This is a genomic window from Zarconia sp., assembly GCF_057467645.1.
Genome location: NZ_JBRJXU010000080.1, coordinates 30,060 through 42,640 on the forward strand (window position 1 = coordinate 30,060; position 12,581 = coordinate 42,640).

The 12,581-nt window shown below is 49.6% G+C and carries 7 protein-coding genes; 5 read left to right on the forward strand and 2 right to left on the reverse strand.

The window, feature by feature from the left end; translation table 11 throughout:
- Window positions 1-270 precede the first annotated feature (270 nt).
- The gene (locus tag AC2215_RS11975) at window positions 271-4,212 is read right to left on the reverse strand and encodes an Ig-like domain-containing protein (protein ID WP_486810232.1); all 3,942 of its coding nucleotides are present in this window, start codon (window positions 4,210-4,212) and stop codon (window positions 271-273) included.
- A gap of 932 nt (window positions 4,213-5,144) precedes the next feature.
- On the opposite strand from AC2215_RS11975, the gene AC2215_RS11980 reads away from it, so the two are divergent.
- The 5 genes from AC2215_RS11980 to AC2215_RS12000 all read left to right on the forward strand — a co-directional run bounded on the left by AC2215_RS11980 (window position 5,145) and on the right by AC2215_RS12000 (window position 12,229).
- The gene (locus AC2215_RS11980) at window positions 5,145-5,276 is read left to right on the forward strand and encodes a hypothetical protein (protein ID WP_486810233.1); all 132 of its coding nucleotides are present in this window, start codon (window positions 5,145-5,147) and stop codon (window positions 5,274-5,276) included.
- Window positions 5,277-5,349: 73 nt separating this feature from the next.
- Window positions 5,350-6,399, forward strand: a complete 1,050-nt coding sequence (locus AC2215_RS11985; RefSeq protein ID WP_486810234.1) for a GUN4 domain-containing protein — start codon at window positions 5,350-5,352, stop codon at window positions 6,397-6,399.
- Between the two features lie 46 nt (window positions 6,400-6,445).
- Entirely contained in the window at window positions 6,446-7,330 is an 885-nt protein-coding gene (locus AC2215_RS11990; protein ID WP_486810301.1) for an alpha/beta fold hydrolase, read from the forward strand.
- Window positions 7,331-8,286: 956 nt separating this feature from the next.
- Entirely contained in the window at window positions 8,287-10,056 is a 1,770-nt protein-coding gene (locus AC2215_RS11995) for a spondin domain-containing protein (protein WP_486810235.1), read from the forward strand.
- 352 nt (window positions 10,057-10,408) lie between these two features.
- Complete coding sequence (locus tag AC2215_RS12000) at window positions 10,409-12,229, forward strand: ABC transporter ATP-binding protein (protein ID WP_486810236.1); 1,821 nt, start codon at window positions 10,409-10,411, stop codon at window positions 12,227-12,229.
- Here the strand turns inward: AC2215_RS12000 and AC2215_RS12005 are convergent.
- Entirely contained in the window at window positions 12,209-12,421 is a 213-nt protein-coding gene (locus AC2215_RS12005; protein WP_486810237.1) for a hypothetical protein, read from the reverse strand. The genes AC2215_RS12000 and AC2215_RS12005 overlap by 21 nt on opposite strands.
- Between the last annotated feature and the right edge of the window lie 160 nt (window positions 12,422-12,581).

The window sequence follows — 12,581 nt, forward strand, 5'->3', positions numbered from 1 at the left end:
CAAACTCCTTGAAATCGCAACAACCGCAATTTCACGGATATTTTAGACGAAAAAAAGGGCACATTTTTACGTGATTTTAATTATTTTCGATCGGTTTTTGTGAAAGATTGCCTCTATTTTACGTATATATACGGGTTTAAGTCCCCAAGTATCTTTTCCTAGCCAGAGACAGGAAAGATATTTGGGGACTAGGAAGAGGAGGGGGGAACGGGAGAAGAGAAAACGTTTCGTTTTATCTGTTTCCCGCTACTCCCAAAACCTGCCCAAGAATTAACCCAGTAAATCCATCAGGGCATCGTATTTCGGCGAACTGGTCTGGTTGATATCCTCGAGAGCTCCCCAGCTGCCCCATTTGCTCGGCGTGCCAACATCGTTAAAGTGAACGAATAAGCCTCCGTCGCGCTCGTACCACCCTTCAAAATACTCTTTATAGAGTTCACCCATGCGCGGATCGCGGTTGGCGGCGATAAAGAGATCGCTAATGCCAGAGTTGTTCTGCACGCCACCGGTTCCAGCCAGGTGCTGACCTCCTTCGTAGGCAATTAAATCTAACCCGTGTTCGTCCGCGATCTCGACGTAATTGTCCATGCGGCTGAAGGCTTGTTGCAAAGCACCCCCTTCCGGCGCATCCCTGAGCACGCCACCGTGGGTGAGTTCGTCGAAGAGCTTGTTGAGTCCACCATCGGCATCGTCGAGCCAACTCTCAATTTGGGCTTCGTGCTGCCGATTCCCGATATACCCGCCAAAATAGGGGGCAATGGTAATGGCGTCGATGCCGTACTCCTCGTGGGATAGGGGGTTATCCGTCCAGTGGTAGTCGAGGGTTCGATCTCCCGTCCAACTGTTACCCGCTTGCGCTCCCATCACGCCGATGACTCGTTCTTTATCGGTATCGAACACGTCATCCCAAATTTGCATCACTTCCGTGGTGCGCTTGCTATACCAATCCATACGCTGGGTAAAGTTCGAGTCCGTAGAATCGGGCCACTCTAAGTTCGCCTGCTGGGTCACCCATTGTGCTTGAGAGAATTGAGAGTTCCAAACTTCGTTGGAGTACTCAACGTAGATATCCAGGTCCGGATCGAGATTGTCTTTGACGTATTGGGCAAAATTGGTGACAAATTCATCGGTGGCCTCATGGGGAAGGGTAAACCAGGGGTCGGCATCAACGCGATTGGCAAAGTCCACCAGGAGTTCGACGGGAGCTCCCGTGTGATCGAAGGTGTAATCGTCGAGTTGGGGTCGATCGCTCCATTCGCTTAACGACGAGCCATTGGTGGACATCAGATCCATGAACCGCACGGATTCAAAGGGATCGGTTTTTTCGATCCAGGTGGGATTGAAAATCTCCGTTTCGTAGGTGGTTTCGTAGGCTTCGGGAACGATGCGAATATTGCGAATGTAGTCCCCGGTATCGTTGGGATCGGTGGAGGTGATTTTCACCAAGAGGGACTTATCGGTGCGGGTGACATCGAGAACGTCGCGACCGGGGCTAGAGGCAGCCTCGTCTTTGGTGGCAGCAAAACGATACTCGAGGGTTCCTTCCCCATCGTAAAGAACCACGTAGCGATCGCCGTGGGCCGGGTCGAACTGACCCGTGAGGACGCTGGCGACATCGTACTCTACGCCATCTTGAGGAGTGGGGAGCGAGCGGACCCAACCGTTTTCATCGAGATCTAATAAGTGTTCTTCTCCGGTACTCCAAGTTCCACCCTCTTGAGTTAACCAGGAACCCGAAGACTTGAAGACATCGAGAAGCCCTCGCAGGTTCGACCAATAACTCAGACCGCCTACATTCGTTCCCAGTGGCACAGCTCCTGTAGGCTTGACGTCAATGTCGACGGTAGCCGTGTCGGTCCCTCCATTACCATCGCTAATAGTATAGTCAAAACTAGCTTCACCAACAAAGCCTGTCTCGGGGGTAAATTCGACGTTGCCATCATCCTTGAGTTCGGCAGTTCCGTTAACGGCATTCTTCACTTCAGTAATTTCTAACGGGTCGAGATCGACGTCGTAGTCATTGTCGTCGGGGCTTAGAGTGATAGACGTATCTTTCTTCGTCTCTGCCTTATCGTCTACGGCAACAGGGTTATCGTGGATGGGATTTACCTTCACGTTGACCGTTGCCATGTCGGTCCCTCCATTACCATCGTCAATGGTATAGCTAAAACTAGCTTCGCCATAGCCATCGTCATTCAACTCCTCCAAGTTGGGGAAGTCGGGGTCGGGGGTAAATTCAAAGTTACCGTTCCCATCCTCCACAACTGTTCCGTTGGTGGCATTCCCGACTCCGATAATTTTTAACGTGTCGCGATCGACATCGTAGTCATTATTGAGTAAGAGTAAATCGTCGGGGGTTAGAGTGATGGACATATCTTCATCCACTTCCACCATATCGTCTGTGGCAACGGGGTCATCGTTGATGGGATTCACCTTCACGTTGACCGTTGCCATGTCGGTCCCTCCATTACCATCGCTAATGGTATAGCTAAAACTAGCTTCGCCATAGCCATCGTCATTCAACTCCTCCAAGTTGGGGAAGTCGGGGTCGGGGGTAAATTCGACGTTGCCATCATCGTTGAGTTCGACAGTTCCGTTTTCGGCATTCCCCACTTCGATAATTTTTGAAGAATCGAAGCCGCTGTCATTATTGAGTAGGTAGTCGGCGCTTAGAGTGATGGATGTATCTTCATCCACCTCCGCCATATCGTCTGTGGCAATCAGATCTTTGTTGCACAAATATTTAATTTCCTCTGCCGTCAAGACGCGATTATAGATACGCAAATCGTCGAGGCTGCCGGCAAAGGCTTGAGTACCGGTTCCGGTAGAGGTCCCATCGTGGAAGCGGGTACTCCCAACCAATGCACCAATTCCCGTGGCTTGAGGATGTTCCCACAGTTGCGAACCTTCCCCTTCTCCGAATTTCTCTCCATCGAGGTAAGCCGAAAATGCTCCGGATTCTTCATCGCCATCGAGAACGAGGGTGACGTGATGCCAGGTGTCGGAGGAGATGGCATCGGTGTCGAGATAGGTTCCCAACCAGCCACTCTCGCCACTGGGACGATTCCAACCGCCAACGTAGAGGTTGCCGTTATCGATATAGATATTGAGTCCCCGAGAGGCATTGCCTTCTTCGTAAATGACTTGTTTGCGATCGGTAATATCTTTATCGTCTACTTTGAACTTGACCGATATCGTACGCTGGCCGTGGGTTCCCTGGTTAATATCGGTGGAGTTTGGAATCAGGACGTAGTCGTCGTTGCCATCGAGCTTAAGGACGTCTCCTAAGTCTCCCTCAGCGGCTTCCATGGTGGCACCGTTGCGCAGTCGTCCGAAGTTATCGTTGCCGTAAGCGGAGGTGTCTACTGCCTTCGTTCCAGTTGTTTCGTCAAATTCGAGGTGGGTGACTAAATCGGCAACGGGATTGGCCAGGGCCATAATTTCGGTATCGTCGAGGACGCGATTATAGATGCGCAAATCATCGAGGCTGCCGGCAAAGGCTTGAGTACCGCTTCCGCTAGAGAATCCATCGTGGAAGCGAGTACCCCCAACCAATGCGCCAATTCCCGTGGCTTGGCGGTGTTCCCACAGTTGCGAACCTTCCCCGTCTCCGAATTTCTCTCCATCGAGGTAAGCCGAAAATGCTCCGGATTGTTTGGTCTCATCGCCATCGAGAACGAGGGTGACGTGATGCCAGGTGTCGGAGGAAATGGCCTCGGTGTTGAGATAGGTTCCCAACCAGCGACTCTCGCTACTGGGACGATTCCAACCGCCAACGTAGAGGTTGCCGTTATCGATATAGATATTGAGTCCCCGAGAGGCATTGCCTTCTTCGTAAATGACTTGTTTGCGATCGGCAATATCTTTATCGTCTACTTTGAACCGGATTGAGATCGTACGCTGGCTTTGGATTCCCAGGTTAATGTCCGAGGAGTTGCCAATTCGTACGTAATCGTCACTGCCATCGAGGTTGAGGATACCGCCTAAGTCTCCTCCAACGGCTTCAAAGGTGGAGCCGTTGCGCAGCCATCCGTTGTTATCGTTGCCTTCTGAGGAGGTATCAGATGCCCGTCCACCTTGGGTTTCATTGAAGAGCAGGTGGGCGATCAGTTCGTCTTCTGAAACTTGGCTGGCAAACTGGGGTTCGTTGATATTGTTTGCAGATAAACCACCGTGTGTGAGTTTGTCAAAGTCAAATTCTTGGGGCGACATATAACACCTCTAATTAATCAAAACTAACTGTTTCGTAAATCCTCTTTTGAAGTTGGGCTAAACCTCAAAAGTTTTGAATTTGAAAAATCGATTTCTACCCACCCAGGTTACAAACTCTATTTGGATGTTTCAACTAGTATTTTCTTTGAGATGCCTAGCGAATATCCTTGAATTTCACAGTCAATGCTGTCGACATTAATTCGAGGGCTTAGATCGATGCCAGATGTAAAGTTACGTAGTTATACAGATTTAGGTAATGGTGAGCTTGGATGTCAATCTCGATCGTTTAAAGCTATTGCAAAATTTAGACAAGGGGACTTAGGGACGAAAAAGTGCTGATTTTACAACGCGATCGAGCGATCGAATCTCATAACTTTATGGTTTCAAATCGATAAACCCCACAGCGATCGCTACTTGGAAGACTTACTCTGTAAATTTACGTAAATTCAAGCTGAAAAACTCTAAATTTTGATGATAAATCGATATATTATTTTCTATGAATTTTGCATTAATTTTTTGTTAAAGTGCAGTCAAATTTACATGAAGTCCTTGAAGTTTTTACGGGAAAAGTAGATCGAATAAAAATAAAATTTTTCTAAATTAAATCTTGAGTCCGGGTTAATCGAATAAAAATAAAATTTTTCTAAATTAAATCTTGAGTTTGAGTAAAGTTTTATGGATATTCACGTCGATCGAAAAAATTGAGGTGATAGGCGAGGGTTTATGGCAAAAGACTGAGAATATCCCACGAGAAAACTTGCAGATTACGCCCGCAGCCAGAGCATTTCCGACAAAAGGGCATGAAGTTCTGGAAGTTTGTACGGGTGAAGTCGATCGAGTAAAAATAAAATTTTTCTAAATTAAATCTTGAGTCCGAGTAAATTTTTTCTCCTCACTTCGATCGAACAAAATGAGGTAATAAGTGAGCGTTTATGGCAAAAGACCGAGAATATCCCAAAAACTTGCAGATTACGCCTGCAGCCAGAGCATTTCCGACAAAAGGTCATGAAGTGCTGGAAGTTTGTACTGGCGAAGTCGCTCAAATAAAAATAAAATTTTTCTAAATTAAATCTTGAGTCCGAGTAAATTTTTTCTCCTCAATTCGATCGAAGAAATTAAGGTAATAGGTGAGCGTTCATGGCAAAAGACCGAAAATATCCCACGAGAAAACTTGCAGATTACGCCCGCAGCCAGGGCATTTCCTACAAAAAAGCATGGCGACAGTGGAAATCCGGCGACCTCGACGGCTATCAACTCCCCACCGGTGCGATATTCATTCGAGTCGAAGTCGCCAATCTTGAGACTTGTTGGGTTTGCGATACCTCTTTAACATCATTGAAATCGACCTTTCCATGGAATTGTCCGGTTTGCGGTTGGGTTGTGGGTTCGGCTGATACACCATCCCCGATCGAACGAGAACGGATCGATTGGGCCAGAAGGATGTGGATGAAATGTCAGTCCGGGCAGTTCGATGGCGATCGCTTCTCGGATTTAGAACGGAAGCTAGATGCACTGCACTCGCAGTTGGAAGGCGCAACAAAGGCGGCTTGGGAAGAACGTCAATACTTACAATCTCAACTCGACTGGGTCCTTGAGTGGCTGACCCGCGTTGACCCCGATCGAATAGGGCAGATGCTGTCTTATCTGGAAACGATCGAAGCCGGGAAGGGTGAGGATAACCCAAGGCAGTCACTCTCTGAAGTGGGTTTGGATTACAGTGAGTTGCAAGCACTACTGGCTGCCGGACGGTGGCAAGATGCGGATACGACGACCCGATCGCTGATGTTGCAGGGGATGCGGCGAGAACCAGACGGCTGGCTGACCCCAGAAGATATCGAGAACTTTCCCTCCACGGATTGGCAAACTTTAGATTGGCTGTGGTACGAATACAGCAACGGACGGTTCGGCTTTTCGGTGCAACAGTGGATTTGGCAGGAAGTGGGTGGGGATTACGCTGCATTTTGCGATCTCGTCGGTTGGCGCAGCCGGGATAACTGGCTGTATTACGAAGATTTGCGCTTCAGTCTGGATGCACCCGCCGGACACCTGCCGGTTCTCGGTTGGCGCAAGCGATCGTGTTACGGTGTTGGCACTCAAACGGCTGCGGACATTCTTGCAAGTTTGGCCGCTAAATCGAGAAATGGGGACGAGAGAATGGATAATGAACAATGGACGATTGACAATTAACGATGAGGGTCAAACCCTCATCTATCCGTTAACCAGCCTTCCCATAATGTTTCCTTCTTTCCTTCCCACAACGGCAAAAAACCTCTCGGAATCCACTTCCCTGAATTTGGCGCAACAAATCGAGAATGCTGCGATCGCCACACCGCTGGTTAAGTCTCCCATCTATACCACTTACGTTCGTCAAGGCAATACCCAACCCACGCCGATTTTATTACTCCACGGATTTGATAGTTCGGTGTTTGAATTTCGCCGCTTGCTCCCTTTGCTCGCCGAAAAACGAGAAACCTGGGCGCTCGATTTACTCGGGTTTGGCTTTACCGATCGCACGGCTGGGAACTCCTTTACTCTCACAGATATTAAAACCCACCTCTATTCTTTCTGGAAAACCCTCATCGCTCGACCGGTTATTTTAGTAGGCGCTTCCATGGGAGGGGCCGCAGCCATCGACTTTACCCTCTCCTACCCTGATGCGGTATCTCAACTGGTCTTACTCGACAGTGCGGGACTGGCAAAGGGACCGGTGATTGGCAAGTTTTTGATTCCCCCCTTCGATCGCCTCGCCACGGAATTTCTCCGCCGCCCTCAAGTTCGTCGCAAAATCAGTCAAACCGCTTATTACGATAAAATCTTCAATTCCCAAGATGCACAACTGTGTGCGGCATTGCATCTGGAAATGCCCGGTTGGCACGAAGCTCTGGTTTCCTTTACCAAAAGTGGCGGCTACGGCTCGTTTCGCGAACGTTTGGGACAAATCGATGTACCGACCCTGATTCTTTGGGGCAGAAACGATCGAATTTTGGGAACAAAAGATGCCGGAAAATTCGAGCGGGCGATCGCCAACTCTCAGCTGATTTGGATTGAAAATTGCGGTCATGTTCCCCATCTCGAGCAATCGCAAATGACAGCTGAAAGTCTCTTAGAATTCAGTTAGCCTAATCCTAACTCATTCTATGCGCTTTTTGTCAAGGCCAACCCGGAATGGGTCATGACGGGCGGGTGTGGGGTATGAGTATTCGTCGATCGAAGGAAGCTGGCTAGTGCCGCGAGGCGGAATTAAAAATGCGTCTTGAAAAGTTGAACGGGACAGAAACTGACACCGCTCGCGGTTTCGCCGAATGAAACATGCAAAATGTTTACTGTGTATAGCTCTCAACGGTTGAGAGCTGGGTCGTTATTTCTGCCGTGCTGCACTAGTGCCGCTACGCGGAATTAAAAATGAAAAATTAAAAATTCCGAGTCTACATAGCTTTCAGGAGTTGAGAGCTGGTCAGTTATTTCTGCCGTGCTGCACTAGATTGGCATCGTTTATGGCTTGATGACACGAAGTATAAGTAGGTGGGCGTTAAAATCTTTACCTATGTAACTAAATGTAAATAGCTTCAACTCCTCTCTCCAGGAGAAATCGGAGTTATTTTACAAATTGCAACATAACACAGCTTTTCAGTGCCTACCTACTGAGGGCTTGACAAATGAGCATTGCTTCTAAGGTGTCACCAGCACCCTCAACCTGGACTCAACTCGCACTTTGCATTATTTATCCCTGGGAAATTAATTCTAGAAAACGAACCGATTTCTTGCGTTTTCGATCGAGATAGAATCCAATCGATCTGGGTTTATAGTTCGAGCGAACGTGTCAAAAAAACACCGGTTCAAAAAACGTTCAGCTCTCAAAATATAGGCGATTGCATTCAAGATCGAAGGGTCAGCACGAATTTCAGTCGACTTCGAGCGCAAACTAAATTCAAAAAAATAAAAAATATTTCACTCTTTGAACGGCGATTTGAAATTTGAGATGATTCAGTTTTATTTTCATGAATATCTCAGCAAAAACTCATTTTTCTCAGCTTATATTTAAAATCGTTACAACTACGATTTTAAATCTCCATCATGGTTCAAACGCAATTTACCGTGACCGTTGAAAACCTCGCCCCCGAAAATGGTAACTTCCTCACCCCGGTTTGGGTCGGTATCCACAATGGCGAGTTCGATACCTACGATCGCGGTCGTCCCGTTTCTCCGGGTTTGGAAAGTTTGGCTGAAGATGGCGATACCGCCCTGATTTCCACGGAGTTCGACTTAAGCGGGTTTGGCGGGGCACAAGCTACTATCCTCGATGGCGGTCCCATTGCACCCGGGGATGCGGTCAGCGAAACCTTTACGCTTGAAAGCACGACCCCCACCAGCCGCTACTTCAACTACGCATCGATGATTATTCCCAGTAACGATGCGTTTATTGCCAACGGCAACCCCCTTGCCCACGAAATCTTCGATGAAGCGGGGAATTTCATCGGTGCAAACTTCATCGTCGCTGGCAGCCAGGTTCTCGATGCCGGTTCGGAAGTTAACGATGAAAGTCCGACGAATACGGCATTTTTCGGTCAGGAAAGCCCCAATACTGGGGTGACGGAAAATGGGGTAGTGGAATTGCATCCGGGTTTCAATCCCGTCGGCAGTGGAGGAATTTTAGACTCGGAACGATTTTCCGGAGCGGATTTCACCCTTCCCGGCTATCAGGTGGCGAGTTTTACCATTTCCCTGGATGTTCTGGGAACGTTAAGCAACGACGTGTTGCTAGGAACGGAGGTTGCCGAAAGCGTTTTAGGGTTTGCCGGGAATGACGTGTTGCTAGGTTTAGATGGCAGCGACAGAGTGGTGGGGGAACTCGGAGACGATGCAGTGTTTGGCAACCGAGGCAACGATCGCGTTTTTGGCGGCGTGGGCAATGACTTGGTGTTTGGCGGACAAGGAAACGATCGCGTTTTTGGCGAAGAAGGTGGAGATTTCTTGAGCGGTGGTGTGGGGGACGACCAATTATCCGGAGGCGATGGCAACGACTTCTTAGTGGCTGGATTTTTGGATACCCTCGCCGCACCGGCTACCGTCGAACTCACCGAAGCCCAGGAAGTCGCTGAAACACCCGTTCCCGATACCGCAGCTACCGGTAGCGTCACCGCCACCCTGGTCGGCACTCAACTCACGGTGAGCGGCACCTTTAGCAATCTCACCAGTGCCCTGGAAGTGGTGGGAGAAACCGATAGCCAGGGAAATCCGGCTAGTTCGGTACACATTCATTTTGGGGCTGCTGGGTTCAACGGTCCGATCGTCCGCAACCTCACAGTCACCGATAATGGGGATAACTCGGGGACGATTAGCGGGACCTTCGAGCTCAATGCTTCGGAAGTGGCTGCCGTCGTCGCGGGCACTTCTTACTTCAACCTCCATACAGCTAATAACCCCTCTGGTGAGTTACGGGGACAACTGCTCGTCACTCCGGCGGCAGACTCCGGTAGCAACCTCCTCAACGGCGACGGCGATAACGACGTACTCATCGGGGGAACGGGGAACGACACCATCGATGGCGGTACGGGAAGCGACACGCTGACGGGATTTACCGGAAACGATACCTTTGTGGTGGCTGCTGGGAACGGAACGGACTTGATTCTCGATTTCGAAGATGGTGTGGATGCGATTGGATTGGCGGGAGGATTGACCTTTGCCGACCTGACCATCGTTCAGGGAACCAGCGAAGATCCGACTTCCCTCGAAAGCCAAAATCATGCCTTGATTCGGGTGGCATCGAGCAATGAGTTGCTCGCGTCGGTGGCGTTTACGAGTGTAAGTGCGATCGACACTAGCGATTTTACTACGATCGAGTAGAACTCATGGGTGCCATTTGGGTTGAATGCCGATTGTGTTCCAGGGTGAAGACCTTGAAATCATAGACGGTTTCAATCTAAACCTTGGTAACCATATATAGCAGTCGCCATGTTCAGCGCGGATATCGGCAAAGATGCACCCAAGTTGCTCTAGGAGGCAGAGGTGCAAGGGTAAAAATGCACTTGCAATATTTCTGGTGTCCTCATCTGGATGGCGACTGCGATAAAACTCAAATTGAGTATCGGAAACCATCGAGAGCACGATCGGGAGGAACGCCCAAAGCCTTGAGGGATCGGTCCAAGCTAGACCGTTTGGCACGCTACTATAGTTAAATCCCCCGTTCTAGCCCTGAATGACCACTGTATCTACCTCCACCCATACACCTCGTCGCGAAAACGATTGGCGACTTTTTTTACGCCTAGTCCCCTACGCTCGCCGCAATCGACGTCTACTCTACATCGTCATGGCATTGCTCGTCCCCCTATCCCTATCGGGGGCGATTCAACCCATTCTGATTGGAGAAGCCATTTCCCTGATTCGCCAGGAATCCACCTTTTCTCTCCTAGAAGGTAAAACCCTATCCCAAGGATTGTCGATTCTTTCGGGGTTGCTCTTCTTGACAATTGTGGTTCGCCTTGCCCTGACCTCCATCCAAGGATTTTTGGTGCAAAAGGTGGGACAGCGGATGACGGCCGATATTCGCAACGATTTATTCGTCCACGTCACGTCCCTATCGGCGCGATTTTTCGATCGCACCCCCGTCGGACGCTTGATTACCCGCCTCACCAGCGATGTGGATGCCCTCGGCGATGTCTTCTCCACTGGGGCAATTGGCATTCTCACGGATTTTGCCTCGATCGTCACCATTGTCATCATCACGTTTACCCTGCAATGGCAACTGGCGCTGATGCTTCTGCTGATGCTGATTCCGGTGACGGTGGCGGTGGTGTACTTCCAGCGACAGTTCCGCAAAGCTAACTATGGGGCCCGCGAAGAACTCTCGAACCTGAACTCCGTCTTACAAGAAAATCTAACGGGGATTAATATCGTTCAATTATTCCGACGAGAACTCTTCAACGCCCAGTTATTCCGCCAAATCAACCAACGCTACGTCAAAGAAGTCGATCGCACGATTTTTCACGATTCGATGGTGTCGGCGATCTTAGAATGGATTGCACTGGTGGCGATCGCCGGCGTTCTCTGGCTGGGGGGTCTTCGGGTTACGAACAATGCCCTGGAAGTGGGGACGCTGGTCTCGTTTATTTTATTTGCCCAGCGCCTCTTTGAACCCCTGCGCCAGTTTGCCGAAAAATTTACGTCCATCCAGTCGGGATTTACTGCCGTCGAACGGATTAGCGATTTACTCGACGAACCGATCGAAATTCGCGATGCGGAAACCCCCATTTCCATGAATTCTCCAGAAGCCATCGACGGCAAGCCGCAAGTGGGAGAAATTCAGTTCGATCGTGTTTCGTTTGCCTACAAAGATGATGAATACGTTCTTCAAGACCTCGACTTTACCATTCGCCCCGGCGAAAAAGTGGCTCTCGTCGGACCCACGGGAGCGGGCAAAAGTTCGATTATTCGCCTCCTGTGCCGCCTCTACGAACCGAGTAAAGGGCGCATTCTCATCGATGGCATCGATATTCGCAAGATTCCCCAAGCTCAACTGCGGCGATATCTCGGGGTGATTTTGCAAGATGGCTTTTTGTTTGCTGGGGATGTGAAAAGCAACATCACCCTGGGGGAAGAATACTCGATGGCGCAAATCTACGCCGCCGCCAAACAAACGAATATCGATCGATTCATCGAAGATTTGCCTCAAGGCTACGATACCCAACTGCGGGAGAGGGGAACTAACCTCTCGGGAGGACAAAAGCAACTGTTGGCATTTGCCCGCGCCGCCATCCGCAATCCCCGCGTTTTAGTACTCGATGAAGCCACTGCCAGTCTGGATGTGGGGACTGAAGCCCTGATTCAAGAGGCCTTGGATCGATTATTAGCCGAGCGTACGGCGATCGTGATCGCCCACCGCCTCTCAACCATTCGCAACGTCGATCGCATTCTCGTCCTCAAGCGCGGACAACTCGTGGAATCGGGCAATCACGAGGAACTGTTGAAACAAGGGGGGTTGTACGCTAGCCTTTATCAGCTACAGATGCTCGGCAATTGATGCGATCGCTTTGGCGATTTGGCCCATGCCAGCAGATGAGTGCAACCCTTCGAGTACCGCTCTCCCTTTGCTCGCCAACACCAGCAGCGTCCCAACGAATGGCCCTCGATCGGCATTGGGAGCGATCGATTCTAGATACGAACGATAAAAAAAGAGCCAACCCAAGACTTTGCGGCAGGCTCTGACGTACATTGGTAATGTTGTCGTTTAATTTTTGAGGAAATCCAAGCTGCACCTTCCCAAGTTGGCAGCGGATTTTTAAAACTTTGAGTTAATCCTCGATGCTATTGTAACAACGAACACAAACTTTTTTCACATATCTTCAAAAATTTGTCAGGGCTTTACACTTCGA

Excerpts from the sequence above, each read along its gene's own strand:
- AC2215_RS11975 (WP_486810232.1), bottom strand. The coding sequence starts at position 4,212 with ATGTCGCCCCAAGAATTTGACTTTGACAAACTCACACACGGTGGTTTA.
- AC2215_RS11980 (WP_486810233.1), top strand. The coding sequence starts at position 5,145 with ATGGCAAAAGACCGAGAATATCCCAAAAACTTGCAGATTACGCCTGCA.
- AC2215_RS11985 (WP_486810234.1), top strand. The coding sequence starts at position 5,350 with ATGGCAAAAGACCGAAAATATCCCACGAGAAAACTTGCAGATTACGCC.
- AC2215_RS11990 (WP_486810301.1), top strand. The coding sequence starts at position 6,446 with ATGTTTCCTTCTTTCCTTCCCACAACGGCAAAAAACCTCTCGGAATCC.
- AC2215_RS11995 (WP_486810235.1), top strand. The coding sequence starts at position 8,287 with ATGGTTCAAACGCAATTTACCGTGACCGTTGAAAACCTCGCCCCCGAA.
- AC2215_RS12000 (WP_486810236.1), top strand. The coding sequence starts at position 10,409 with ATGACCACTGTATCTACCTCCACCCATACACCTCGTCGCGAAAACGAT.
- AC2215_RS12005 (WP_486810237.1), bottom strand. The coding sequence starts at position 12,421 with ATGTACGTCAGAGCCTGCCGCAAAGTCTTGGGTTGGCTCTTTTTTTAT.